This window comes from Agromyces tropicus (genome assembly GCF_039531345.1).
Taxonomy (GTDB): Bacteria; Actinomycetota; Actinomycetes; order Actinomycetales; family Microbacteriaceae; genus Agromyces; species Agromyces tropicus.
In genome coordinates this window covers 748804-773622 of the sequence record NZ_BAAAPW010000002.1, presented here as the reverse complement: position 1 = coordinate 773622, position 24819 = coordinate 748804, and the positions used below count along the sequence as shown (strand labels likewise).

The window sequence follows — 24819 nt, the reverse complement described above, 5'->3', positions numbered from 1 at the left end:
CCGGTGCCGATCACCCGACGTCGATCCGGCGGGGAGGTCGTGGCGGTGCGGTCGGCGTCAGCCGACCGACGCGCGCCAGGCGGCGGTGGCCTCCGCGAAGCGCTCGAGCTCGTCGAGCGTGCCGCCGGCGGTGATGGCCCGCAGCACGACCTCGTCGACGACGTCGTACGCCGCGAGCGTTCCGGCGCGGTCCATGGTCGCGTCGATCGCGTGGACGCCCAGCCGGCGGAAGTTGGCCGCGTACGACACGTACGACTCGTACCGGTCGGCCTCCTTCTGCAGTGCCGCCCGCGCGGCGCCGTCGGCGATCGTGCGCACGTAGAGCACGCCGCGCACGTCGTCGGCTCGCGTTCCCGCGTCACGGCGCAGGTCGGCCATCGCGTCCGCCGCGGCCGTGGGCGTCAGCCAGTTCAGCACGACCTCGTCGGCCTCCTCCGCCGCGAGCCGCCGCATCCGCGGCCCCAGGGCGCCGACCGCGATGCTGGCGTCCGTCCGGGCGCGGAGCGCCGCGATGCCGTCGCGCACGGCGGCCACCGCGTGGGACGCGCCGCCCGATCCGATGCCGAACGTGGTGCGACGGGCGGGGATCCCGTCGAGGTCGAGCCCCTCGACCGGCCGCCGATCGAGCGGGATCACGCCGGTCGCGAGGCGAAGCGTCGTCGTGACCTCGGCGACCTCGCGCAGGCCGGCGAGCGAGTCGCCGCCGGGCACGTCGTTCAGCCACAGCCCGTCGAATCCGAGCGCCTCGAGGCGCGGCGCGAGCGCGCGCAGCGTCTGGGCACCCGTGGTCCCGGGCAGTCCGATCGAGACGGCGGCGCGCACCGGGTCAGCCCGCGTACTCGCCGACGAGCCGCACGGCGCCGCCGTCGACGCCCTTGGCGCCCTGCTCCCAGCCGGGCGCCGCGGCGTCGTGGGCGCCGATGGAGACGGTGCCGACCTGCCAGGCGGGCAGGCCGAGCGCGTCGAGCTCGGCGACGACGGATGCCGCGGCGTCGGCGGAGACGACGGCGAAGAAGCCGATGCCCAGGTTCCAGGTGCCCTCGGTGGACTCGAGCGTCGTGCCCGCGAGGTCGTTGAGCACGCGGAACACCGGTTGCGGCGACCAGGTCGCGCGGTCGACCTCGACCCACGAGCCGCGGGGGAGCACCCGGGCGAGGTTCGCGGCGATGCCGCCGCCGGTCACGTGCGAGAGCGAGTGCACGGCTCCGCCGAGACGCTCGTCGGCGAGCAGCTTCACGAGCGGGCCGGCGTAGAGGCGCGTGGGCTCGAGCAGCGCCTCGCCCCAGGTCGTGCCGAGGTCGGCCGAGACGTCCCCGTACGAGAGCCCGGCCGTCCCGAGGATGTGCCGCACGAGTGAGAACCCGTTCGAGTGCAGTCCGCTCGAGGCGATCGCGAGCACGGCGTCGCCGTGCCGCACCCGCTCGGCGCCGAGCGCCCGATCGGCCTCGACGACCCCGACCGCGGCACCCGCGACGTCGTAGTCGTCGGCGCCCATGAGGCCCGGGTGCTCCGCGGTCTCGCCGCCGACGAGCGCGGTCCCGGTCTCGGCGCAGGCGCGCGCGATGCCCGTGACGATCGCGGCGATGCGGTCGGGCACGACCTTGCCGCACGCGATGTAGTCGGTCATGAACAGCGGGGTCGCCCCGACCACCACGATGTCGTCGACCACCATGCCGACGAGGTCCTGGCCGATGGTGTCGTGCACGTCGAGCGCCTGCGCGATCGCGATCTTGGTGCCGACGCCGTCGGTGGACGTCGCGAGCAGCGGGCGGCGGTAGTCCTTGGCGAACGAGAGGTCGTAGAGCCCGGCGAAGCCGCCGACGCCGCCGAGCACGTTCGGCCCGTGGGTCTTCGCGACCGACTCCTTCATGAGTTCGACGGCGAGGTCGCCGGCGGCGGTGTCGACTCCGGCAGCGGCATAGGACGAGTTGGCGCTCACCCGTCAAGGGTACCCGCGCGCGGCTGCGCGCCTGGGGCCCGCTGTCGGCGGCCGGACGTAGAATTCGGGCATGCACGCGGGTGCCACGCCATCGTGGGTGATTCGCGAGAACGCGAGCACCGGGGCACTGATCGCGCTCTACCTGCGCGAGGTGCTCGGCATCGCCTCGCCCGCCGAGTTGCCGCGCCTGCGCGACATCGGTCCGATCGGCGATGCGTCGCGCGACATCGACGCCCACGACGTGCTCGAGAAGCAGTGGCGCGAGTGGTGGTCGATGACCGTCGAGCCCGAGGAGCATCCGTCGCCGGTGCCGCTGGAACTCGTCGACGAGTACGGCACCGCCGTCGCGCTGCCCGTCTCCGGCGCGGAGCTGCTGGCCGAGGCGATCCGCCCGCACGCCGAGGCGGCGACGGCGTGGGCGGAGTGGGCGCACGAGCGCTATCGCACGGCGAGCGCGGCGCGCTCGGGCGACACCTACCGGGCGTACGCGGGGTCGATCGCGGAGCACGAGCGCGAGGTGGGCCGGCGTGCGCACTCGTTCGAGCTCAACGTCGAGGTGCTGCCGCTCGCGGCATCCGGCATCTGGTGGATCGGTCGCAAGACCGTCGCGGTCACCGACTCGCTGCGCTCCGATGCGGCGGCGTTCGACGTCGCGATCCACCCGATCATCGCCGAGCTCGCCTGAGCCGGCCCGCGGTCGGCCGCGTGGCAGACTCGACCGCATGAGCATCTGGTTCGACGAGCCCTCATTGGAGTGGGCGAACTCCCGCAGCGAGCACGCCCTGATCCGAGCCCTCGGCATCGAGATGACCGAGGTGACCGACGACTCGCTGAAGGGGCGCATGCCCGTCGACCAGCGCACCCGCCAGCCCGCCGGCGTGCTGCACGGCGGCGCCTCGGTCGCCCTCGCCGAGACCCTCGCGAGCTGGGGGGCCTCGTTCACGGTCGACCCCGCGAAGTACTACTGCGTGGGCATGGAGATCAACGCGAACCACGTGCGCCCGGTCTCGGAGGGCTGGGTGTTCGGCGAGGCGCGCCCGATCACGCGCGGCCGCACCACGCAGGTGTGGGACATCCGCATCACCGACGAGCAGGATCGCCTCGTCTGCGTCTCGCGGTGCACGATGGCGGTGCTGCCGACCCCGTCGCAGTACTGACGCCGGCACCGACGCGTCGGTATCGTGGGGCCGTGAAGCCGTTCGTGCTCCTCGCGACCCGCGCAGAGGACCAGCCCGCCGACGAGGAGTACGCCCTCTTCCTCCGCGGCACCGGGCTCGACGAGCGGGACCTGATCCGGGTGCGCCTCGAGGCGGGGCCGATGCCGCGGTTCGACCTCGACGCCCTGTCGGGCATCTTCGTCGGCGGCGGCCCGTTCAACGCGTCCGATCCGCCCGAGCGCAAGTCCGCCGTCCAGCATCGGGTCGAGGCGGAGTTCGCGGCACTCCTCGACGAGGTCGTGGCCCGCGACTTCGCGTTCCTCGGCGCCTGCTACGGCGTCGGTACCGTCGGCGCGCACCAGGGCGCCGTGATCGACGCCACCTACGCCGAGAAGATCGGCGTCGTGCCGGTCTCGCTGACCGACGCGGGCGCGGCGGATCCCCTGCTGGCCGGACTCCCGCCGACGTTCAACGCGTTCGTCGGCCACAAGGAGGCGATCCGGAGCCTTCCGGGGTCGGCCACGCTGCTCGGCTCGTCGCCCGAGTGCCCGGTGCAGGCATTCCGCGTCGGCGCGAACGTCTACGCGACCCAGTTCCATCCGGAACTCGACCTCGAGGGCATCCAGGTCAGGATCCGCGCGTACGCGAGCTACGGCTACTTCGGCGCCGACGAGCTCGAGTTCACGCTCGCGGCGGCGGCACGCGCCGTCGTGTCGGAGCCGAGCCGGATGCTCCGGACCTTCGTGGAACTGCACGCGCGATAGCGGTGCGCGAGGCCGACGGCCTCACCCGTGCGACGCGAAGACCCCCCGCAGCCGGGGCCACGCCGCGGCGCGGACGAACACCGGGATCCGTTCGATCGGCACGTCGGCCGTGATCTCGGCATCGCCGGCGATCTCGCCGGTCCATGCGTCGACCCACTCCCCCGGCGGCAGCGCGACCGCGTGCGCCGTCTCGCCCTCCTCGACGACCGGCGAGACGAACAGGTCGCGTCCGAGGAACCACTGCAGCGGATGACTCCACGCGGTCTCCAGCGACGGGTGGTCGAAGTACACGGGGCGCATGAGCGGCGCCGAGGTGCGCACGCTCTCGGCCGCCTCGGCCGCCAGGTACGGCACGAGTCGCTCGCGCAGATGGGCGAACGCACGGAACACGGGCACGATGCGGTCGTCGCCCGTCTGCTCGGCGATGTTCCAGGGCGTGCGGTCCCGTGAGGGCGTGCGGTGGTGGTTGAACTCCGAGTGGTACTGCATGATCGGCACGAAGGTCGACGCCGCGGCCGCCCGCAGGTACAGCTCGGCCGAGGGCAGCGGGCCGGAGAACCCGGCGAGGTCCCAGCCCCAGTAGAGGATGCCGCTCGCGGCGGCCGAGAGCCCCGCGAACATCGACCAGCGGAACGCCTCCCACGTCGAGTCCTCGTCGCCCGCCCAGAACGCGCCGTGCGCCTGCGACCCCGTGAAGCCCGCCCGGCTGAACGTCACGGGCGCCTTGCCCGCCGACCGGAGCAGGTCGCCGTACGCCTTCGCGTAGGCCACCGGGTAGCGGTTGTTCCCCTCGTCGCCGCGGGTGCCGTCGAGGTACGCGAGCTCGCGCCCCCAGGCGTGCTCGCCGCCGTCGGTCTTGAAGCCGTCGATGCCGACCTCCTCGAGGAGGTACCGGCGCTTCTCGGTCCACCACCGCGCCGCGCGTTCGTCGGTGAGGTCGGGCATGGTCGAGAGCGGGAACCACCAACCGCGGTTCCGGTACGGCCGCAGCCCGCCACGGGCGTCCGGCTCGCGGATGAGCACGCCCTCGCGGGCCGCGGCGAGCGCGTCGGCGCGCGCCTGGCCGGTCGGGTGCGGGCGCGCCTTGAGGAGCGGGATCTGCCAGAGGTGCACCCGGATGCCGCGGTCGTGCAGTTCGTCGACCATGCCCTTCGGGTCCGGCCACGCCCCGTCGGCGGGGAACGTGAAGTCGGCGAGCCGGTGCGGCGCGCCGTCCTCGGCGACCTCGTACTCGGCGTCGCGGAACGCCGTGAAGGTGCGCTCGTCGCTCCACGCCTCGATCACGATCGACCCGACGGGCACGTCGTGCTCGCGGTGCAGGTCCATCTGCCGCATGACCTCGGCCTGCGTGTTCCACTCGTTGCCGCTCGCCCAGAGCCGGAACACCCAGTCGGGCAGCTCCTCCGGGCGGCCCGCCTCGTCGAGGAAGGCGTCGAGCACGGCCCGGGGCTCGCCGTCGAAGAACGCGACGTCGACCGCGGGTTCGCCGCGCGCGGCATCCGCCTCGACCTCGACCGCGAGCCGGTCGGCGTCGGTCGCGCCGACGTCGAACCAGGTGCGGCGGGAGGTGCGGATGTGGAGACCCCACCCGTCGCCGCCCACCACGTGCGCGAACGGCATGGGCAGGTACGTCTTCCGCTCGGCGCCCTGCGACTTGTACTGCTCGAACACGACCGCGTCGAGCTCGGTGCCGCGGTGGTCGAGCCGGTCGTAGCGCTCGCCGAAGCCCGTGACGTGCTCCCCGGGGGCGAGCGGCAGCGCGAACCGGACGCGGCGCACGCGCGCGCCGTCCGTGAGGATCCGGACGCTGCCGGGGACGACTCGGCTCGCACCGCTCGTGGCCACGACCTCGTCGGGCGCGTCGCGCCAGTCCGAGACCGTCGCGTCGAACCAGCGCGTGTGCTGCTCCTCGCCGCCGGCGGTCCGGCCCGCCAGGCGGTAGCGGATGGCGCTGCCGGCCTCGGGCGCCGGGAACCCGGTCGCCCAACCGCCGGAGCTGCGGGCGAGCCGCGCCTGCGCGGACGCGAGGTGGCCGCCGTCGACCGTCTGGCCGCGCGAGGTGCTCGCGACGCGCGCCAGCGGATGCCGCTCGACGCGCCGGCCGCCCGCGGCGTCCACGACCTCGACCTCGGCCTCGACGGCCTCGACGTCGGGCGTCGCGCGCACGCCGAGCCGGAGGGGCTCGCCGGCGACGGGGTCGAGCGGCCAGCGCTGCTCCGTGTCGACCGAGTACGGGTGGCCGGAGCCGAGCGGACGGTGGCGGATCATTCGGGGGCCTCCTCGGGGGCGGCGGTGTCGAGTTCGACGGCGAGGCGGATGAGCATGGCGTGGGACCAGAGCAGCGGGTCGGCCGACGGCCCCCACCGCTCCACCCACTCGTCGACGCGGGCGGCGTCGAGCAGGTGCCGTTCGACCTGTTCGGGCATCGACCCGTCGGGCCCCGCGGTTCCGGCGGCCCAGTCCAGCAGTTCGCGCGCCCGGTCGAGGTCGCCGGCGCGCGCGTGCGCGAGGCCGAGGAAGCACGAGAGCAGCGGCCACTGCCCTCCGCCGAAGTAGGTGTCGCCGAGGTAGCGGTGCACGCCGCCGTCGACGGTGAGGTCGCGCTCGATGGCGTCGAGCGTGGCGGCGCCGACCGCGGATGCCGCGGGCACGACCTCGAGCAGCCCGACGACCGCGGCCAGGCTGGCGTCGACGGCCGACGACCCGAGCCACTTCGTCAGGTGCCCGTCGGCGGTGCCCCGGGATCGGATGGCGGCCTCGACCGCGTCGGCGGTCGACGAGGCACGCGCGCATCGCTCGCCGTCGAGGGCGCCGGTCCGGACCGCCGCGCGAAGTCCGGCGGCGATGCAGCCGAACGTGGAGACGTGCGCGTGCTCGGCGTGCTCCTCCCACCAGTCGTAGCAGGGCCGGTCCCACGACGAGACGAGGTAGTCGACGGTCAGGGCGATCGCCGTCGCCCACCGCGTGGCATCCGTGCCGTGCCGCCGCACGTGCTCGCCGGCCGCCCAGAGCCACGTCCCGTAGCCGTCGAGCTGGAAGTCCCACCAGTCGGCGTCGCCCTCGCGACCGTCGAACGTGAACCGGGTCGCGAGCATCTCGGCGTCGGCGGCGGGCTCGCCGCTCGCGGCGCCGTCGACGATCGCGCGGATCCGATCGGCGCGGGCATCGACCACCGCGGCGCACCAGTCGAGGAACCGCTCGGCCGACTCGTGGCGGCCGTACGCCGACATCGCGTCGGCGATGAACGCGCCGTCGCGGAACCAGCTGTACCCGGCGTAGGCGGAGAACGTCGGGCTCGCGGGGTACGCGCCGCCGTCGTCCTGGAGCGACGCGATGAGGTCGGCGCTCGAGGCCGTGAGCGCCGCGATCTCGGGTCGGGCGGTCGTGGGAAGGGTCATCGTGGTGCTGCCTTCGTGCGTGGTGGATGGGTGGGGCCGGGCGCATGGACGACGCCCGGCCCCGAGATGCTACGAGCGCTCAGCCGCCGATGGCGGCGTTGATCCGCTCCTCGGCCGAGTCGAGCGCCTCCTGCACGGTCTTGCGACCGGCCTGCGCCTCGACCAGCTCCTCGGTCATGATGTCCTGCATCTCCTGCTGACCCTGCGCCACGACGGGCGGCAGCGCGACCTGCTCGAGCGAGTCGAACACGGCCTGCCGGTTCTCGGGGTTCCCGAGCGTGAGGTAGCTCTCGAGCGCCGCCTCGTCGGAGGTCGCCGGGAGCTCCCAGCCGGCGTCGAGCCGCGTCTGCACCATCACGTCGCTCGAGGTGAGGAACTCGGCGAACGTCGCCGCCGCATCCTGGTGCTCCGAGCCCGCGGAGACGCCGACCGCGTTCGAGAACAGCGCACTCGCCTGCTGGGCGTTGCCCGGCTCGACCGCGATGTCCCAGCCGAAGGGCGCATCGGCGAAGGCGCCGAACATCCAGATGCCGGTGTGCAGCATGGCGAGCTTCCCGTCGAGGAACAGGTTGGTGTCGAAGTCCGGCGTGCCCTGGCCGTCCTCGATCGTCGGCATCGTCGTGCCGCTCTTGCCGACCAGCCACTCGGCGGCCTCGACGCCCTCGGGCGTGTTGAACGCGACCGCGGTGCCGTCGGCGTCGAGGAACTCGCCGCCGTTCTGCGCGAGCACCTTGTAGAACTCGTAGAAGCTCACCGGCTGGTGGTCGCCCCAGACCCCGGCGCCCTCGTCGGTGAGCTGCTCGGCCGCGGCCTGCTCGTCGGACCAGGTCCAGTCGCCCGTGGGCGTGTCGACGCCCGCGGCCTCGAACAGGTCGCGGTTGTAGAAGAGCACGACGGTGGAGAACGAGCTCGGCAGCGCGTACTGCGCGCCATCCGCCTGGTACGCCTCGAGCACGCTCTGGCGGTACACCGACGGGTCCTCGACGTCGATCTCGGCGAGCACGCCGTTCGCCTGGTACTGGGCGAAGTTGGCGTACTCGATGTCGAAGACGTCGGAGACGGTGCCGGCCGCGAGATCGGTCTGGAGCGCCGTGCCGTAGTCGGCGTACGGGAGCGTGGTCACCTCGACGGTGATGTCGGGGTTCTCCGCCTCGAACGCGTCGACGATGGCCTGGAGGTTCTCCTCGTTTCCGCCGTTCGAGATGAAGTTCGTGTAGCTGATCGTGACGGGGCCGTCGGCCTCGCCGGAGCTGTCGCCCGCGGCGCAGCCGGTCAGGGCGAGGGCGGTGGCGGCGACGAGGCCGACGCCGGCCAGTGCTGTGGTCCTCATGGTGCGTATCTCCTTCGATCGGGATGAGGCGTGGTGCCGGGTGGGTGGTGGACGGTCGGGATGGGGCCGTCCGGGTCGGGGCGCGGGTGCGTCCTCACTTGAGGCCGGTGTTCGCGACCCCCTGGATGACGTACTTCTGGGCGAACAGGTAGACGGCGAGCATCGGGAGGATGCTCACGACCGAGCCGGCCATGACGATGTCCCACTGGGTCGTGTACTGGCCCTGCAGGCCGGCGAGGGCGACGGGCAGGGTCTGCAGCTCGGGCGAGCGCAGCACCACGAGCGGCCACAGGAAGCTGTTCCAGCTGCCCATGAACGCGAACACCGCGAGGGTGGCGAGCGCGGGCCGGATGTTCGGCAGGATGACCGTCCAGAAGATCCGGAAGTGCCCCGCCCCGTCGAGCGCCGCGGCCTCGTCGAGCTCGAACGGCACCTGGTTCATCGCCTGGCGGAGGAGGAACACCCCGAACGCCGCCGCGAGCGTGGGCAGCAGGGCGCCGAGGTAGGTGTCGACCAGGCCCCAGGCGCGCAGCTCGGCGAAGAGCGGCACGACGAGCACCTGGAGCGGGATCATCATCGTGGCGAGGTAGATGCCGAAGACGACCGTGCGCCCGCGGAAGGGCAGCCGGCTGAACGCGTAGGCGGCGGTCGCGCTCGTCACGAGCTGGGCGAGCGTCGTGACCGTCGCGAGCAGCAGGCTGTTGCCGACGACCCGCGCGAACGGCAGGTCGGCGAACAGGCGCTGGTACGCCTCGAGGCTCGCGTCGGCCGGGATGAGCGACGGCGTCGAGCTCAGGCCGCTGCCGGGGGTCAGCGAGGTGACCACCGTCCAGTAGAACGGGAAGAACATCGCCAGGGCGCCGACCACGATCACGACGTGCAGCAGCACGCTCCGGGCGCCGGCCGCCCGGGCCGCCTCGGTGCGACGACGGATGCCGCCGGCCCGGGCCGTCGTCGGTGCGAGCGTCGTCTCAGCCATAGTTCACCCACCTGCGCTGGCCGCGGATCTGGATGACCGTCACGGCGAGGATCACGACGAACAGGAGCCACGAGAGCGCGGACGCCTCGCCCGCCTTGCCGTACCGGAACGTCAGGTCGTAGATCTGCTGCACGACGACCTGCGTCGCGCCGCCCGGCCCGCCCCCGGTCATCGCGTACACCTGGTCGAAGACCTGGAAGCCGTTGATGAGCGAGATCACGATGACGAAGAAGGTCGCGGGGGAGAGCAGCGGCAGCGTCACCGAGAACAGCCGGCGCCACCAGCCGGCGCCGTCGACGCGGGCGGCGTCGAGCAGTTCCGGGTCGATCGCCTGGAGCCCCGCGAGCAGGATGACCATGACGAAGCCGAGGTCCTTCCACGCCGAGGCGAGGATGATCGACGGCATCGCCCAGGCCGGGTCGGTCCACCATCCGGGACCGTCGATGCCGAACCAGCCGAGGACGGTGTTCACGACGCCGTTCGACGGGTTCAGGAGCCACCGCCACACGAGGGCGACGACGATCCAGCTCGTGATGACGGGCAGGAAGTAGACCCCGCGGAGGAGCGTGCGGCCACGCAGTGCGGTGTTCAGCGCGAGCGCGATCGCGAGCCCGCCGACGTACACGAGCGGCAGGTAGCCGACGATGTACGACAGCGTGTGCAGGAACACGTCCGCCGTCTCGGGGTCGGAGAGCAGGTTCGCGTAGTTCTCGAGGCCGACCCACGTCGCCGGGGCGAGCAGGTTCCACTCGGTGAGGCTGATCCACGCCGCGGCGACCATGGGCGCCAGCACGAAGAGCACGAGCGGCACCGCGCTGGGCAGCAGGAACGCCAGCACCGTGAGCGTGTACCGGAGGCGACGGCCGCGCCGGTTCCGCCCGACGGGGCGCGGCGGCCGGGCGCGCCGGGTGGTCGCGCGCTCGGCGTCGCGGACCTCGGCGGCGGCCTCGCCGACGAGCGCGGTCATGACGACACCACCTGCCCGGCGAAGCGGGCCCGGATCAGGCGGCCCTGGTCGCCCGCGGACCCGGCCGCGTCGAAGGGCGTCGCGAGCACCAGTGCCGCGGCGCCCTGCGCCCAGCTCTCGTCGGTCCAGGTCTCGATCTCGACGGGCAGGCTGCGCCGGTGGCGCAGCAGGTGCGACCGGAAGGCGGGCTCGAAGCCCGGCGCCCAGTGCCGCCAGCCGGCCGTGCCCTCGCCGAGGACCACGACGAACGCCGGGTCGACGGTGTGCACGATGCCGGCCAGGGTTCGGCCGAGCAGGTGGCCGGCCGCGCGGTAGACCTCGAGGGCGGCCCCGTCGCCGGCGTCGGCCGCGGCGAGCAGCGCGTCGATCCCCGCGCCGTCGGGGAGGATGCCGCGTTCGCGGGCCTCGCGGACCAGCGCGGCTTCGCCGATGAACGCCTCGAGGCAGCCGTCGTTGCCGCAGCTGCAGCGCGGGCCGTCGTCGGCGACGGGAACGTGCCCGATCTCGCCCGCGCCGCCCGAGGCCGCCCGGAGCACCGCGCCGTCGACGACGATGCCGGCGCCGACGCCCGTGCCGATGGTCACGACGAGGAAGTTGTCGTGCGATCGGCCGAGACCGAAGAGCCGCTCCGCGACGGCGAGCGCGTTGACGTTGTTCTCGACGACGACCGGGAGCCCGGTCGCGCGTCGCAGCGCTTCGCCGAGCTCGACGCCGGTCCAGCCCAGTTGCGCGGAATCGACGACCCCGCTCCCGGGGCGGTCGACGCTGCCGGGCACGCCGACGCCGAGGCCGAGGACGGTCGCTCCGTCGCCGGCGGCGACGAAGCCGCGGATCCGCTCGACGAGCTCGGCGATGAACGTGCTCGCGGTGGCGTCGAAGGGCTCGCTGGCCGACCGGACCACCCGGCCGTCGACCCCGACCTCGACGAAGGCGACGTGGTCGGCGACCACCTTGACGCCGATCGCGCGCCCGGCGGACGTCGCGAGGCCGAGCATCCGAGCCGGGCGACCGCCGTTGGACGGCGCCTGCTCGAGTTCGACGAGGAGGCCGTCCGCGAGCAGGTCCTTCACGAGCTGGGTGATGAGCGCTGGCGAGAGGGAGAGCACCCGGGCGAGCTCGGCCCGCGAGGCCGGGCCGTCGGCACCGAGCCGCGCGAGGATCGCGGAGCGGTTGACGTCGGTGCGGGTGGTGGAGTGGATCGCCATCGATGCCTCCGGGTCGTGGGACCAGGGTCCCGGGGAAGGTCTGGAGTTAATTTAGAACTAAACAAAGTTAGAAAGCAAGACCCGGTCCCGAACACGACGAAGCGCCCCGCACCGGTCCCTCGGTGCGGGGCGCTCCGCGCTCGGTCGGTCGGGCGCTCAGCCCGCCGCGGCCGTGGCGTAGGTGGCCTGCGCCACCGAGCCGTAGTACGGCCCGAACATCACGTTCGGGATGTTGTTGTAGCCGAAGCTGTTCACCGAGTTCTGGGCGCCGTTGCCCATGAACCAGGGGCCGCCCGACGAGCCGCCGGTCATGTCGCAGGGGATCCCCTGCGACTGCGTCTGGCCGTACGGGTCGTCGGTCGCCGTGCCCGAGCACGACTTCAGCGTCTGCCCGTTGAAGGGCGCCGCGGCCGGGTAGCCGAAGGCGTCGTAGGAGAGCCCGCGCGCCTGGTTGAAGGCGATCGCCGTTCCGCCGACCGTCGACTGGAGGGTCTTGCCGGCGAGCGTGCCGACCGTCGCGAACGCCGTGTCGTACGTGATGTCGCCGCCCTTCGTCCACTGCCTCGGCGCCGCGAGCGAGGTCGCGACCCACTGCCCGTAGGGCGCCGCGCCGTTCTCGTAGGCCGGCACGAACGTCCAGTTCGTCGCGTAGCGGCCGTGTCCCTCGTGGACGCAGTGCGCCGCGGTGGCGACGACGCTGCCGTTCGCCGAGCTCACCGCGTTGCCCGAGCACACGTAGTTGCGACCGCCGAGCGTGAAGAACACCTTGCCGATGTTCGACACCGGGGACTCGCTCGCCGCCATCAGCTCGATGTCGCCGACGGGCGCCGGCTTGCCGTACGTGACGGGTGCGCCCGCAGCGACGTCCGCCGCCGGCGTCGACGCCGACCTCCCGGCGAGCAGCGCGTCGGCCGGGATCGCCGCACGCATGCGCTCGGCGGTCCAGTAGCCGGCGGCGGCCGCGCGCTCGGCGGCCGGCACGTCGTGCCGGTCGACGCCCGGCGGCACCGACGGCGGTGCCGCCGAGGCGGCGGTCGGTGCGGCGAGCAGGCCGCACGCGACGAGGGCGACGCCGGCGAGTGCGGCGCGCATGGAGGTGAGCTTCATGGAAGAGCCCTTTCCAGACAGGCGGCGGCGGTCCCCCCAGTCGGTCGCCGACGCCGCGAGATGCGAATGCCGGAGAGCGTGGCACATGTCCCCCGTTCGGGGGGAGGGCTCCGCGCACGGTTCGGGGATCCCGACAACAAGTCCGTGCCGACCGAAGAATGCGCCCCACGCGTGTGCCCCGCGGGGTATGTTCTGAGGTTGGCCCGAACCCCGCTCACCCCAGCGTCGAGGGCCTCCGGCGCGCACTCGGACCACCCGGTGCTCAGGTGAGCAGCGGCATCCGCACAGCCGGCTCACACGCGCGCGTGTGCGAGGATGGATCGTCCAGCTCGGACGCTTCACCCACCTCCCGAGGAGCCATCGCTCGCATGTGCGGCATCGTCGGCATCGTCTCCACCGAGCCCGTCAACCAGCAGATCTACGACAGCCTCCTCCTCCTGCAGCACCGCGGGCAGGACTCGACCGGCATCGCGACGGCCGACGGCCCGATCTTCCACATGTCCAAGGCCCGCGGCCAGGTGCGAGAGGCGTTCCGCACGCGCGACATGCGATCGCTGCTCGGGAACATGGGCCTCGGCCACGTGCGGTACACGACCAAGGGGGCCGCTGAGCGCGAGGAGGAGGCGCAGCCGTTCTACGTGAACGCGCCGTACGGCATCATCCTCGTGCACAACGGCAACCTCACGAACACCCGTGAGCTCTCCGAGGACCTCTTCCGCATCGACCGTCGCCACGTGAACTCCACGAGCGACACCGAGATGCTGCTCAACGTGCTCGCGACCGAGCTGCAGGGCCAGATCACCGGCCTCGACCTCGACCCCGACCAGGTCTTCAACGCGGTGTCGCAGGTGCACGAGCGCGTCGAGGGCTCGTACGCCGTCATCTCGATGATCGCCGGCCACGGCCTGCTCGCGTTCCGCGACCCGTGGGGCATCCGGCCGCTCATCCTCGGCAAGCGCCTCACCGCCGCCGGGAAGCCCGAGTGGATCGTGGCCTCCGAGTCGCTCGTGCTCGAGAACGGCGACTACGAGGTCGTGCGCGACGTCGAGCCGGGCGAGGCGATCTTCATCACGCTCGACGGCGAGATGATCTCGCGCCAGTGCGCCCGGACCACGCGCCTCGTGCCGTGCTCGTTCGAGTACGTCTACCTCGCCCGTCCCGACTCGATCATGAACGGCATCTCGGTGTACGAGGCCCGGCTGCGGATGGGCGACCGGCTCGCCAGCACCATCGCCACGCACATGGACCACGGCGACATCGACGTCGTCATGCCGATCCCCGACTCGTCGCGCCCGGCGGCCATGCAGGTCGCGCAGAAGCTCGGCATCGAGTACCGCGAGGGCTTCTACAAGAACCGCTACGTCGGCCGCACGTTCATCATGCCCGGGCAGGCCCAGCGCAAGCGCTCGGTGCGCCAGAAGCTCAACGCGATGGGCATGGAGTTCAAGGGCAAGAACGTCCTGATCGTCGACGACTCGATCGTGCGCGGCACCACCTCGAAGGAGATCGTCGAGATGGCGCGCGCCGCCGGCGCGAACAAGGTCACGTTCACCTCGGCGGCCCCGCCCGTGCGGTTCCCGCACGTCTACGGCATCAACATGCCCAGCCGGCAGGAGCTCATCGCGCACGGCCGCAAGATCCCCGAGATCGCACGCGAGCTGGGCGCCGACCACATGATCTACCAGGAGGTCGCCGACCTGCGGGCCGCGATCACCGAGGGCACCGGCATCCAGGAGCTCGACCTGTCGTGCTTCACGGGCGACTACGTCACCGGCACGGTGACCGAGGAGTACCTCGAGTGGGTGGAGCGCACCCAGCTCAGCTGAGCCGCCCGCCTCTCGGGCGACCTCAGGGTTCGACTGCGACGATGGCGCCATGGACGCGACCGAGCGCGATCCGCACGCGGAGGCTCCAGCGGCCTACCTCGGCGTCTACGACGCCGACGGCGGCCTGCTCGGCGACCTCGCCTACGTCGTCGGGCACGTCGTCGGCCGCGCCGAGTGCGCGCTCTGCGACGTGACCCACACCTGGCACCGCAAGCCCGAATGGGATCGGATGGTGGCCCGACTCGGCGTGCCGTTCACGCTGACCTACCGCAACCGGGTGACGGATGCCTCGGTGCTCGCCGCGATCCGCGAGTGCGGCCTGCCGCTCGTGCTCGAGCAGGACGACGCCGGGACATGGCATGCGCTGCTCGGCCGCGAGGAGCTCCGTGCGGCGGGCGGCTCGGTCGCGGCGTTCGAGCAGCAGCTCCGCCGGGCCCGCGCGCGCTGAGCGCCGTCAGGCCGCGGACTCGTCGTCCGGGTAGTGCGTCGACTCGTGCTCGGCGACGGCGGTGCCCCGGCGGCGGGCCAGCACGCGGTCGATGACGAGCGCGGCCACGCCGCCGAGCGCGAGGCCGCCCGCGCCGCACCACAGCAGCAGGAAGCCGAAGACCTGGGCTCGGTCGTACTGCGGGTTCTCCGGGAAGACGAACGTGAGGACCAGGGCGACGAGCACGCCGACGACGACGCCGAGCAGCAGGAAGCTGCCGTACCGCGGCGCCCGGCGGACGGTCACCGCATCGCTCGACACGTCGGTCTCGAGGCGCTCGCCGGCGTCGGGGTCGACCTCCATGCGCTCGACCTTCGGGTGCGCCTCGCCGCCGGGCGCGGCCGGCTCGACCGACGCGTCGGGCGACGGCGCGCCGCCCTCGGCACCGGCGGCGCCCGTCTCGGGGTCGGCGGGGTCGGGTCGGTTCGCATCGCTCACGCGTCCATTCTCGCGCACTCCGCCGGGGCGCTCCTGCGAGCGCGCGGGCGACCGCCCCGAGCCGGCGGGCGCACGGGTCAGCCGAGGCGGGCGGCGTCGATCACCGGCACGACGCCGTCGAGGTCGGCGCGCTGCCCGGACGCGTGCACGTTCCCTGCGGCGCGGGCGTCGGCCCAGGTCAGCCCGCCCGTGGCGAGCGCGAGCCAGGTGGCGGCATCCGTCTCGACGACGTTGGGCGGCGTGCCCCGCGTGTGCCGCGGGCCCTCGATGCACTGCACGGCCCCGAACGGCGGCACGCGGACCTCGACCGTGCCGCCCGGCGCCTGCTCCGCGAGCAGCTGGAGCGTGTAGCGGACCGCCGTCGCGAGCGTCGCCCGGTCGACGGATGCCGCGGCTCCGGCGCGCACCACGGCGCCCACGGCGTCGCGCCCGTCGACGTCCCCGATCCTGCGTGGCATGCCCCCATCCTCCCCCACGCGCCGGGCCCTCCCGCCCCGTCTGGCGGAGGGGCGGTCCGGTAGCCTGAGCGGGTGAGAATCCTCGTCCTCGGTTCCGGCGCGCGCGAGCACGCCATCATCCTCGCCCTGCTCGACGAGGAGGCCGGGCACGAGCTGATCGCCGCACCCGGCAACGCCGGCATCGCGGGCTCTCCCACCTCGTCGGCCCGGGGCAGCGTCGAGACGATCGCGCTCGACCCGACCGACCCCGTCGTGGTCGCCGACTACGCCATGGACAACGACGTCGAGCTCGTCGTCGTCGGCCCCGAGGCCCCGCTCGTCGCGGGCGTCGCCGACGCGCTGCGGACCCGCGGCATCGCGGTCTTCGGCCCGGGGAAGGCGGCCGCCGCGCTGGAGGGCTCGAAGACCTTCGCCAAGCGCGTCATGGAGTCCGCGGGCGTTCCGACCGGCCGCGCGAGCCTGGTCGACTCGCTGCCGAAGGTCGAGGAGACGCTCGACGAGTTCGGCGCCCCGTACGTCGTGAAGGCCGACGGCCTCGCGGCCGGCAAGGGCGTGCTCGTCACCGAGGACCGCGACGCCGCGCTCGCGCACGCCGCCCACTACCTGCAGCAGGGCCCGGTGCTCGTCGAGGAGTTCCTCGACGGCCAGGAGGTCTCGCTGTTCCTGCTGTCGGACGGCTCGAACGTGCTGCCGCTCTCGCCCGCCCAGGACTACAAGCGCCTCCGCGACGGCGACGAGGGGCCCAACACCGGCGGCATGGGCGCGTACTCGCCGCTGCCGTGGCTCGACGACCGCGTCGGCGGCGAGGAGGCCTTCGTCGACGAGGTGATCGAGACGATCGCGCAGCCGACCGTCCGGCAGCTGGCCGAGGAGCAGACCCCGTTCATCGGGCTGCTCTACGCCGGCCTGATCCTGACCAGCCGCGGCATCCGCGTCATCGAGTTCAACGCGCGGTTCGGCGACCCCGAGACGCAGGTCGTGCTGCCGCGGCTCGCGACGCCGCTGTCCGGGCTGCTCTACGCCGCCGCGACCGGCGGCCTCGGCGAGCTGCCCCGTCCGGAGTTCCGACCGGATGCCGCCGTCACCGTCGTGCTCGCGAGCGAGGGGTACCCGGAGTCCCCCGAGACGGGCCGCCGGATCGACGGGCTCGAGGCGGCGTCGGGCGTGCCGGGCGTGCACCTGGCGCACGCCGCCACGGCGGTCGGCTCGACCGAGGACGATGCGGAGCCGCACCTCATCGCGACCGGCGGCCGCGTGCTCAACGTGGTCGCGCTGGGCGACGACTTCGCCGAGGCGCGCCGCCGCGCCTACGAGGCGATCGGGCGGCTTCGGCTGGACGGCGGCCAGTACCGCACCGACATCGCCGCGCGCGTCGCGGACTGACCCGGCCCGCGGTCCGCGTCGACGCCGGCCCGCGGCATCCGGATTTCGAGAGGAGACGAGGATGGACGCCACCGGCGACCTCGACGGCTGGACCCACGTGTACTCGGGCAAGGTGCGCGACCTGTACGTGCCGACGTCCGCGATGTCGGACGACGACACGTGGACGGGCGACCCGATGGGCATCTCCCCCGTCGTCCTGGTCGTCGCCAGCGACCGGGTGAGCGCGTTCGATCGCGCGCTCGAGCCCGCGATCCCCGGCAAGGGCGCCCTCCTCACCTCGCTCACGCGCTGGTGGTTCGACCAGCTGCCGGAGGTGCCGAACCACCTCGCCTACGCCGAGGACGACCGCTACCGGGACCTCCCGCCGGTGCCCGCCGAGGTCGCCGACCGCGCGATGCTCTGCCGGACGCTGGACATGTTCCCGATCGAGTGCGTCGTGCGCGGCTACCTGACCGGCAGCGGGTACGCGGAGTACGCGGCGACCGGCGCGATCGGCGGCATCCCCCTGCCCGAGGGCCTGCAGGACGGCGACCGAATCCCCGAGCCGGTCTACACCCCGGCCTGGAAGGCGCCGATGGGCCAGCACGACGAGAACATCTCGTACGAGCGCACGGTCGAGCTCGTGGGCGAGACGGTGGCCGAGCAGCTGCGGGCGATCTCGCTCGAGGTGTTCGCCCATGCGTCGCAGGTCGCGGAGGAGCGCGGCCTCATCCTCGCCGACACGAAGTTCGAGTTCGGCGCCGACCGCGAGCTCGGCATCGTGACCCTGGCCGACGAGGTGCTGACGAGCGACTCAAGCCGGTACTGGGACCTCGAGGCGTACCTGACGGGCGGCACCCCGGAGGTCCGGATGGCGAGCTTCGACAAGCAGATCGTGCGCAACTGGCTGGCGGCGAACTGGGACCAGGAGGAGCTCGAGGATCCGCCGACGCTCCCGACCGAGATCGTCGAGCAGACCGCCGAGCGCTACCGCTCGCTCGTCGAACGGCTCACGATGGGGCTGTAGGGAATACCCGTCGAGGGGACGAGGTTGAAATGGTTGTGCCTACAACTGATTCGGATGCCACGCCCGACCGCCTCGCCGCGGACACCGCCATGGGGCCCGTGACCCTGCGGGTCGCCGACCTCGACGCCATGATCCGGTACTACCGCGACGGCGTCACCCTCGAGCTGCTCCGGCAGGACGGCCCGGTCGCCGTGCTCGGCCGCGGGTCCACGCCCGCCGTGATCCTCGAGCACGCCCCCGAACTGAAGCACGCCTCCCCCCGCAGCGCCGGCCTGTTCCACACCGCGATCCTGTTCGACACGCGCGAGGCCCTCGCCACGGCGCTCTTCTCGGTCGCCTCGAAGCACCCCGGCACGTTCACGGGCAGCGCCGATCACCTCGTGAGCGAGGCGTTCTACTTCGACGACCCCGAGGGCAACGGCGTCGAGCTCTACTTCGACCGGGACCGCTCGACCTGGAGCTGGACCCACGGCACGGTCGAGATGGCGACCATCTTCCTCGACCCGAACGGCTACCTGCGGGAGCACCTGACCGAGCGGGCGACCGAGGCCGCCACCGCCGGCACCGGCCTCGGCAGCGCGGGTGTCGGCCACGTGCACCTCTCGGTCGGCGACGTGGCGAGCGCGCGGGAGTTCTACGTGCAGCGCCTCGGGTTCGACCAGACCGCGACGTACGGCGACCAGGCGCTCTTCGTCTCCGCCGGCGGGTACCACCACCACATGGCCATGAACACGTGGAAGAGCCTCGGCGCCGGACGCCGGCAACTCGCGCTCGGGCTCGGCAAGGTCGAGATCGTCGTGCCGACGGCCGACGACCTGGGTGAACTCGGTGAGCGGATGTCGCACTTCCGCGTGCCCTCCCGAGACGACGGCCGCACGCTGACGTTCGACGATCCGTGGTCGAACGTCGTCGAGGTGCGCACCACCGACTAGGAGCGGCGCCCCCGGCCCCTTCGCGCCCCGCTTGTCCGGTCGCGCGACAGGACGACCGGACGGGGGATCAGTCCTCGGGAAGCTTCCGGTGGGACATGTCGTGGAACTCCTGGAAGTCCAGCGCGGCACCGGGCAGGTCGGTCGTGTCCGGTCGCGCCCGCAGGCCGTCGAGCACGACGGCCAGCTGGCGCCGCCAGAAGGGCACGTAGGCGCCGCCGTACTGGCCGAGCGAACCGAGCATGTCGACGAGCACGCTGAGGTCGACGCTGGTCACGTCGGGCCGGAGCGAGCCCTCGGCCTGCGCCCGGGCGACCACGCCGTCGGCGAAGGCCTGGAGCTCGGCGCCGGGTCGGTGGTCGGGGTCGAGTTCGGCCACGCGCCGCATCACGGCGGGAAGGTACGGGCGCTCGATGAGCCAGGCGGACAGGCGCTCCAGCCACATCTCGATCGCCTGCCAGCCGGACTCGGCCTCCACGATCTCGGCGGTGAAGCTCCGCAGGTCGTTCACGCCGGAGTCGTACAGCTCGCGGATCAGGGCGTCACGCGTGGGGAAGTGGCGGTAGACGGTGCCGGCGCCCACCTCGGCCCGGTTCGCGAGCTCGTCGAGGGGTGCATCGATGCCGCGCTCGGCGAACAGGCGCCTCGCCTCGGCGAGGAGCCGTTCGTGGTTGCGCCGGGCGTCCCGGCGCGACGACACCGTGGTGGTCACGAAACCAGCCTACGCCCGCGTCTTCGGCGTGTGTCCGGATCCGGTAACATTCGGAGGGTAGCCTCCGAATCCCTACGCGGGGGGCACGCCCACTCGGGGGAGGGGGCGTCGGTGCGGCGGGTGAGGACGATGGTTCCGAAGCCGGGGGGCTCCCGCCGCACCCTACTCCAGGGTCTCGATCCGGACCTCGACCGTCTCGCCCTCCTCGATGCCCTCGGCATCGCGGACGGCCCGCTTCAGCGGCAACGCGTAGCGCCCGCCGCCCGGGAAGATCGACGTGCGCCACGTCGTGTCGCCGATGGTCGCCGACACCCGGACCGATCCGAAGCCGCGCGGCACCCGCGGACGGTCGGCGATGTCGGCCGAGGGCCCTTCCGGCACGTCTACGAAGAACCACGAGTCGCTCGCGCGCTCCTGCCACCGGTAGACGGTGGAGGTGAATCGATACGACTCGGCCATGGCCCGAGCCTATTCCCGGCCGGCGACGTCGCGAGCGTCCGGGACCCCGGACGGACGCCCGACCATCGGCCCTGACGCGGTGGACCGGGCGCTGGCTAGGCTGGCGGCGTGGCAGCACCGAACGACGAACCGCAGGTCGACCGGAGCGGCGGGGAGCCCGACGGCGTCGAGGCCAACACCCGGCGCATCGAGGCATCCGTCGTCACCGACTTCAGCGACCGCATGAGCTACGGGGGCTACCTCGACCTCGACACGCTGCTCGCGGCGCAGCGACCCATCTCGCGGCCCGAGCACCACGACGAGCTGCTGTTCATCATCCAGCACCAGACGACCGAGCTCTGGCTCAAGCTCGTGCTGCACGAGCTCGAGACGGCGTGCGAGCTGATGCGCGCGGACGACCTCGCACCCGCGCTGAAGTGCATCGCGCGCGTCAAGCACATCCAGAAGACGCTCACCGAGCAGTGGTCCGTGCTGGCGACGCTCACGCCGAGCGAGTACGCGCAGTTCCGCGGCGTGCTCGGGAACGCGAGCGGCTTCCAGTCGTACCAGTACCGCGCCGTCGAGTTCACGCTCGGCAACAAGAACGCGCGCATGCTGCGGGTCTTCGACGCCGACCCGGTCGCGAGCGAGATCGTGCGCCGCGCGCTCGAGGCGCCGAGCCTCTACGACGAGTTCCTGCGCCTGCTCGCGCGCTCGGGCTACGACATCCCCGCCGAGGTCCTCGAGCGCGACGTGACGCAGGCGTGGACGTACCACCCCGACCTCGTGCCCGTGTTCGCCGCGATCTACGCCGACCCCGACCACAACTGGTCGGCGTACGAGACGTGCGAGGAGCTCGTCGACCTCGAGGACAACTTCCAGCTCTGGCGCTTCCGGCACCTGAAGACCGTCGAGCGCATCATCGGGTCGAAGGCCGGCACCGGCGGGTCGAGCGGCGCGCCCTTCCTCCGCCGGGCACTCGAGCTGACGTTCTTCCCCGAGCTCTACGCGGTGCGCACCGAGATCCCCGGGTGAGCACGATGACGGATGCCGCGCCCCACACCGGCGGCCTCGGGCCCCTCGCCCGTCGCGTGCGGCGGTCGCTGAACGGCGACCATCCCGGCGAGACCGGCATCATGCTGCCGCCGCTCATCGACCACCACGTGCACCTCCAGCTGGCCTCCGCCGAGGCCGGGGTCGCGCGCGGCATCGCGGCGGTCGTGGACCTCGGCGCCGACCCGGGGGCGATCGCGACGATCGCGCGCGCCGACGGGCTCCCCCACGTCCGCTACGCCGGCGCGTTCCTCACGGCGCGCGGCGGGTACCCGTCGACCCGCCCATGGGCGCCGGCCGGCAGCGTGCGCGAGCTCGACCCGGTCGACGACGACGCCGACGCCGCACGCGAGCGGCGCCATCACGCGCTCACGGGCCCCGTCGAGGCCGCCGTCGGCGAGCAGCTGCGGTTCGGGGCCTCGGTCGTCAAGGTCGCGCTCAACCCCGCGGCCGGGCCCGCCTTCGATCGTGCGACGCTCGACGCCGTCGTCTCCGCCGCCCACGCGGCCGGGCTGCCCGTCGCGGTGCACGCGGAGGGCGCCGGCACCGCCGCCCTCGCGATCGCGGCCGGCTCCGACGTGCTCGTGCACGCGCCGTTCAGCGAACGGCTCGACGACGAGCTCGTGGCACGCGCCGCCGCGGCCGGTCAGGCGTGGATCTCGACGCTCGCGATCCACGTGCGCGACGACGCCGAGGTCGCCGAGGTCGCGATCGACAACCTGCGACGCTTCCACGCGGCCGGCGGCCGCGTGCTCTACGGCACCGACCACGGCAACGGCGAGCTCGAACCGGGCGTGAACGCGCTCGAGGTCGCGGCGCTCGTGCGGGCCGGGCTCGCGGCATCCGACGTCATCGCCGCGCTGGCCGACCCGTGGCCGGAGCGCACGCCCGACTGGGCCGACGCGGGCGTCGCGACGTTCGTGCCCGGCCCGGCGCCGGCCGGCGACGACCTCGCCGACGCCGACGCCGTCGCCGCGTGGCTCACCACGGCACGGATCGTGCCCACCGAGGAACTGGAGCTCCGCTGACCATGGACCACCTGCTCGCCTTCGCCCGTCGCCAGGACCGTGCCGACGGCCTCGCGCACCTCCGCAAGCGCTTCGTGGGCGCCGACACCGACCTCGTCTACTTCGACGGCAACTCGCTCGGGCGTCCGCCGGCCTCGGCGATCGATCGCGTCGAACGCTTCATGCGCGAGGAATGGGGCGGGCGGCTCATCCGCGGCTGGGACGAGTCCTGGCTGCAGCTGCCCTACGAGATCGGCGACCGCATCGGCCGCACCGTGATCGAGGCGACCGCCGGGCAGACCGTCATCGGCGACTCGACCACCGTGCTCATCTACAAGCTCGCACGGGCCGCGGTCGACGCCCAGGTCGCGCGCGACCCGCAGCGCCGCGAGATCGTCGTCGACCGTGACAACTTCCCGACCGACCGGTACGTGCTCGAGGGCATCGCGAACGAGACCGGATGCCGGCTGCGCTGGATCGACGTCGACCTCGAGCGCGGCGTCACCTCGGAGCAGCTCGCCGAGGCGGTGGGCCCGCAGACGGCGCTCGTCGTGCTGAACCACGTCTCGTACCGCTCGGCCTACCTCGCCGATGCGCCGGAGCTCACCCGGATCGCGCACGACGCCGGTGCGCTGGTGCTCTGGGACCTGTGCCACTCGGCGGGATCCGTGCCCGTGCACGCCGACCGGTGGGAGTTCGACCTCGCGGTCGGCTGCACCTACAAGTACCTCAACGGCGGGCCCGGCTCGCCCGCGTTCGCCTACGTCCGCGACGACCTCCAGGCGGTGCTGCGGCAGCCGATCCAGGGCTGGTTCGGCACGGCCGACCTGTTCGCGATGGGCCCCGAGTACGTCCCGGCGCCGGGCATCCGGCGGTTCGTGAGCGGCACGTCCCCCATCACGGGCATGATCGCGATGCAGGAGACGCTCGCGATGATCGAGGACGTCGGCATGGCGGCGATCCGCGCCAAGTCGGTCGCCCTGACCTCGTACGCGATCGAGCTCGCCGACGAGTGGCTCGCGCCGCTCGGCGTGACGATCGGCTCGCCGCGCGACGCCGAGGAGCGCGGCGGACATGTCATCCTCCAGCACGACGCCATGCGCGAGGTCACCGCGCGGCTCTGGCAGCGCGACGTGATCCCCGACTACCGCGACGTCGGCGGACTGCGCGTCGGCCTCGCACCGCTGTCGACCAGCTTCGAGGAGGTGCACCGCGGGCTCGAGGCCACGCGGGACGTGCTCCGCGGGGTGCTCGCCGAGCGCGCCGGCCTGGGCTAGGCGGCGCGCGTCGCCCCGGCCTCGGAACGCCTCGCCGGACGTCGGCCGAGCAGCACGGCGATGATGACGGCGAGCGCGAGTCCGGACTCGAAGACGGCCGAGAGCCACAGTTCCGGTGCCGTGATCACGAGTGAGACGCCGAGCACCACGTGCATCGCGGAGATCGCGAGCACGAGCGCCCTCCCGGCCTCGACGCGCCGACCGCGGGCGAGGAGCACGCCGACGGCGACCGTCACGCCCATGAGCATGTTGTAGACCCCGACGTTGCGGGTCCAGAGGGCCACGGCGTCGTACTCGCCGGGCTCGATGAGGAAGATCGCGTACAACGCGGGCTCCCGGAAGAAGAACGTCTCGAGCACGCCGACCACGAGGAGCGTGAGCGCCTCGATCGCGGCGAGCACCTGTGCCACTCCACCCATGCGGCGCATTCTCCTCGCCATCGCGGCGGGCGGCCACCCCGGGTACCACGCGTTCCGGGGGCATGCAATCCCCGCCTGGAGTTCACGCGCCCGGAACATGGCACGCGTAGCATGGCCGGACACGCGAGGCAGATGGAAGGGACGATTCCATGACGGATGCGACGCAGGAGCAGGTCGAGGAGCTCGACGAGCAGGTCGAGGCGGCCATCGAGAACGCCGAAGCCGCGGCGGAGGAAGCCGAGGCGGCCGCCGAGGCCGCCGCGGACGAGGTCGCGGACCGGATCGACGAACTCGCCGAGGCGGCCAGCGCGGCGGCCGCGAAGGCGGCCGCCGCCGCCTCGGACGCCGCCGCGCAGGCGAAGGCGCTGGCGTCGGACGCGATCGACGACGCCGGCGAGTTCCTGGACGACGCGACGGAATGGGTCCAGGCGAAGTACCGCGAGAACCCGGCGCTCGTGCTGGGTGTGGCCGCAGCCGCCGGCGCTGCGCTGCTCGTGGGCATCGGCGCGATCGTCCGCGCCGTGACGCGCGACTGATCCG

Annotated in this window: 26 protein-coding genes; 12 read left to right on the top strand and 14 right to left on the bottom strand. The window is 73.0% G+C overall.

Annotated features, from left to right (window positions below):
- Positions 1–57 precede the first annotated feature (57 nt).
- Together ABD230_RS09430 and purM are read right to left on the bottom strand one after the other, a co-directional pair.
- Positions 58–822: an LLM class flavin-dependent oxidoreductase gene (locus ABD230_RS09430; RefSeq protein ID WP_344372257.1), complete on the bottom strand. Its 765-nt coding sequence runs from the start codon at positions 820–822 to the stop codon at positions 58–60.
- A gap of 4 nt (positions 823–826) precedes the next feature.
- Positions 827–1939 carry a phosphoribosylformylglycinamidine cyclo-ligase gene (purM, locus tag ABD230_RS09425; RefSeq protein ID WP_344372254.1) on the bottom strand — a complete coding sequence of 371 codons (1113 nt, stop codon included), beginning with the start codon at positions 1937–1939 and terminating at the stop codon, positions 827–829.
- Between the two features lie 70 nt (positions 1940–2009).
- Here purM and ABD230_RS09420 point away from each other — a divergent pair, with 70 nt between their 5' ends.
- The 3 genes from ABD230_RS09420 to ABD230_RS09410 are packed head-to-tail and all read left to right on the top strand — an operon-like array spanning position 2010 to position 3860.
- The gene (locus ABD230_RS09420) at positions 2010–2624 is read left to right on the top strand and encodes a zinc-binding alcohol dehydrogenase (RefSeq protein WP_344372249.1); all 615 of its coding nucleotides are present in this window, start codon (positions 2010–2012) and stop codon (positions 2622–2624) included.
- 37 nt (positions 2625–2661) lie between these two features.
- Positions 2662–3096: a hotdog fold thioesterase gene (locus ABD230_RS09415; RefSeq protein ID WP_344372246.1), complete on the top strand. Its 435-nt coding sequence runs from the start codon at positions 2662–2664 to the stop codon at positions 3094–3096.
- Positions 3097–3128: 32 nt separating this feature from the next.
- Positions 3129–3860, top strand: coding sequence for a glutamine amidotransferase (locus ABD230_RS09410; protein ID WP_344372240.1), 732 nt, complete (start codon positions 3129–3131; stop codon positions 3858–3860).
- A 21-nt stretch (positions 3861–3881) separates the two neighbouring features.
- Here ABD230_RS09410 and ABD230_RS09405 read toward each other — a convergent pair whose 3' ends face one another.
- From ABD230_RS09405 to ABD230_RS09375, 7 genes are all read right to left on the bottom strand, one after another.
- Positions 3882–6128, bottom strand: coding sequence for a glycoside hydrolase family 31 protein (locus tag ABD230_RS09405; RefSeq protein WP_344372236.1), 2247 nt, complete (start codon positions 6126–6128; stop codon positions 3882–3884).
- The gene (locus tag ABD230_RS09400) at positions 6125–7258 is read right to left on the bottom strand and encodes a glycoside hydrolase family 15 protein (protein ID WP_344372234.1); all 1134 of its coding nucleotides are present in this window, start codon (positions 7256–7258) and stop codon (positions 6125–6127) included. Before ABD230_RS09400 ends, ABD230_RS09405 begins: the two co-directional genes overlap by 4 nt.
- A 79-nt stretch (positions 7259–7337) precedes the next feature.
- Positions 7338–8588, bottom strand: coding sequence for an ABC transporter substrate-binding protein (locus ABD230_RS09395; protein ID WP_344372230.1), 1251 nt, complete (start codon positions 8586–8588; stop codon positions 7338–7340).
- A 94-nt stretch (positions 8589–8682) separates the two neighbouring features.
- Complete coding sequence (locus tag ABD230_RS09390) at positions 8683–9567, bottom strand: carbohydrate ABC transporter permease (protein WP_344372227.1); 885 nt, start codon at positions 9565–9567, stop codon at positions 8683–8685.
- Positions 9560–10534, bottom strand: coding sequence for a carbohydrate ABC transporter permease (locus tag ABD230_RS09385; protein ID WP_344372223.1), 975 nt, complete (start codon positions 10532–10534; stop codon positions 9560–9562). The genes ABD230_RS09390 and ABD230_RS09385 overlap by 8 nt, the downstream gene beginning before the upstream one ends.
- Positions 10531–11739 (bottom strand): ROK family protein, encoded by a 1209-nt coding sequence (locus ABD230_RS09380; protein WP_344372220.1) that lies wholly within the window; start codon positions 11737–11739, stop codon positions 10531–10533. Before ABD230_RS09380 ends, ABD230_RS09385 begins: the two co-directional genes overlap by 4 nt.
- A gap of 156 nt (positions 11740–11895) precedes the next feature.
- Positions 11896–12846 (bottom strand): trypsin-like serine peptidase, encoded by a 951-nt coding sequence (locus tag ABD230_RS09375; protein ID WP_344372217.1) that lies wholly within the window; start codon positions 12844–12846, stop codon positions 11896–11898.
- Between the two features lie 368 nt (positions 12847–13214).
- On the opposite strand from ABD230_RS09375, the gene purF reads away from it, so the two are divergent.
- Together purF and ABD230_RS09365 are read left to right on the top strand one after the other, a co-directional pair.
- Positions 13215–14672, top strand: a complete 1458-nt coding sequence (purF, locus tag ABD230_RS09370; protein ID WP_344372214.1) for an amidophosphoribosyltransferase — start codon at positions 13215–13217, stop codon at positions 14670–14672.
- 49 nt (positions 14673–14721) lie between these two features.
- A complete protein-coding gene (locus tag ABD230_RS09365; protein WP_344372210.1) occupies positions 14722–15120 on the top strand; it encodes a hypothetical protein in 399 nt (132 codons plus the stop codon).
- 6 nt (positions 15121–15126) lie between these two features.
- Here the strand turns inward: ABD230_RS09365 and ABD230_RS09360 are convergent, their stop codons facing one another.
- Both ABD230_RS09360 and ABD230_RS09355 read right to left on the bottom strand, forming a co-directional pair.
- Entirely contained in the window at positions 15127–15597 is a 471-nt protein-coding gene (locus tag ABD230_RS09360; RefSeq protein WP_344372207.1) for a hypothetical protein, read from the bottom strand.
- A 77-nt stretch (positions 15598–15674) separates the two neighbouring features.
- On the bottom strand, positions 15675–16055 hold the full coding sequence (locus ABD230_RS09355) for a sterol carrier family protein (protein WP_344372204.1): 381 nt from the start codon (positions 16053–16055) through the stop codon (positions 15675–15677).
- 72 nt (positions 16056–16127) lie between these two features.
- On the opposite strand from ABD230_RS09355, the gene purD reads away from it, so the two are divergent.
- The 3 genes from purD to ABD230_RS09340 all read left to right on the top strand — a co-directional run bounded on the left by purD (position 16128) and on the right by ABD230_RS09340 (position 19376).
- On the top strand, positions 16128–17438 hold the full coding sequence (gene purD, locus ABD230_RS09350) for a phosphoribosylamine--glycine ligase (protein ID WP_344372201.1): 1311 nt from the start codon (positions 16128–16130) through the stop codon (positions 17436–17438).
- A gap of 61 nt (positions 17439–17499) precedes the next feature.
- Entirely contained in the window at positions 17500–18444 is a 945-nt protein-coding gene (locus ABD230_RS09345) for a phosphoribosylaminoimidazolesuccinocarboxamide synthase (RefSeq protein WP_344372198.1), read from the top strand.
- An 89-nt stretch (positions 18445–18533) separates the two neighbouring features.
- Positions 18534–19376 (top strand): VOC family protein, encoded by an 843-nt coding sequence (locus tag ABD230_RS09340; protein WP_344372196.1) that lies wholly within the window; start codon positions 18534–18536, stop codon positions 19374–19376.
- A 67-nt stretch (positions 19377–19443) separates the two neighbouring features.
- On the opposite strand, the gene ABD230_RS09335 is transcribed toward ABD230_RS09340, so the two are convergent.
- Both ABD230_RS09335 and ABD230_RS09330 read right to left on the bottom strand, forming a co-directional pair.
- The gene (locus tag ABD230_RS09335; RefSeq protein ID WP_344372192.1) at positions 19444–20085 is read right to left on the bottom strand and encodes a TetR/AcrR family transcriptional regulator; all 642 of its coding nucleotides are present in this window, start codon (positions 20083–20085) and stop codon (positions 19444–19446) included.
- Positions 20086–20247: 162 nt separating this feature from the next.
- On the bottom strand, positions 20248–20544 hold the full coding sequence (locus ABD230_RS09330) for a DUF1905 domain-containing protein (RefSeq protein ID WP_344372188.1): 297 nt from the start codon (positions 20542–20544) through the stop codon (positions 20248–20250).
- Positions 20545–20652: 108 nt separating this feature from the next.
- Here ABD230_RS09330 and kynA point away from each other — a divergent pair, with 108 nt between their 5' ends.
- The 3 genes from kynA to ABD230_RS09315 are packed head-to-tail and all read left to right on the top strand — an operon-like array spanning position 20653 to position 23860.
- Positions 20653–21558, top strand: coding sequence for a tryptophan 2,3-dioxygenase (gene kynA, locus ABD230_RS09325; RefSeq protein WP_344372185.1), 906 nt, complete (start codon positions 20653–20655; stop codon positions 21556–21558).
- Positions 21559–21563: 5 nt separating this feature from the next.
- Positions 21564–22604, top strand: coding sequence for an amidohydrolase family protein (locus ABD230_RS09320; protein ID WP_344373285.1), 1041 nt, complete (start codon positions 21564–21566; stop codon positions 22602–22604).
- A gap of 2 nt (positions 22605–22606) precedes the next feature.
- On the top strand, positions 22607–23860 hold the full coding sequence (locus ABD230_RS09315) for a kynureninase (protein ID WP_344372181.1): 1254 nt from the start codon (positions 22607–22609) through the stop codon (positions 23858–23860).
- On the opposite strand, the gene ABD230_RS09310 is transcribed toward ABD230_RS09315, so the two are convergent.
- Positions 23857–24279, bottom strand: a complete 423-nt coding sequence (locus ABD230_RS09310; RefSeq protein WP_344372178.1) for a DUF1304 family protein — start codon at positions 24277–24279, stop codon at positions 23857–23859. The two genes, ABD230_RS09315 and ABD230_RS09310, sit on opposite strands and share 4 nt — an antisense overlap.
- Positions 24280–24428: 149 nt before the next feature.
- On the opposite strand from ABD230_RS09310, the gene ABD230_RS09305 reads away from it, so the two are divergent.
- Complete coding sequence (locus tag ABD230_RS09305; RefSeq protein WP_344372175.1) at positions 24429–24815, top strand: hypothetical protein; 387 nt, start codon at positions 24429–24431, stop codon at positions 24813–24815.
- Positions 24816–24819 lie beyond the last annotated feature (4 nt).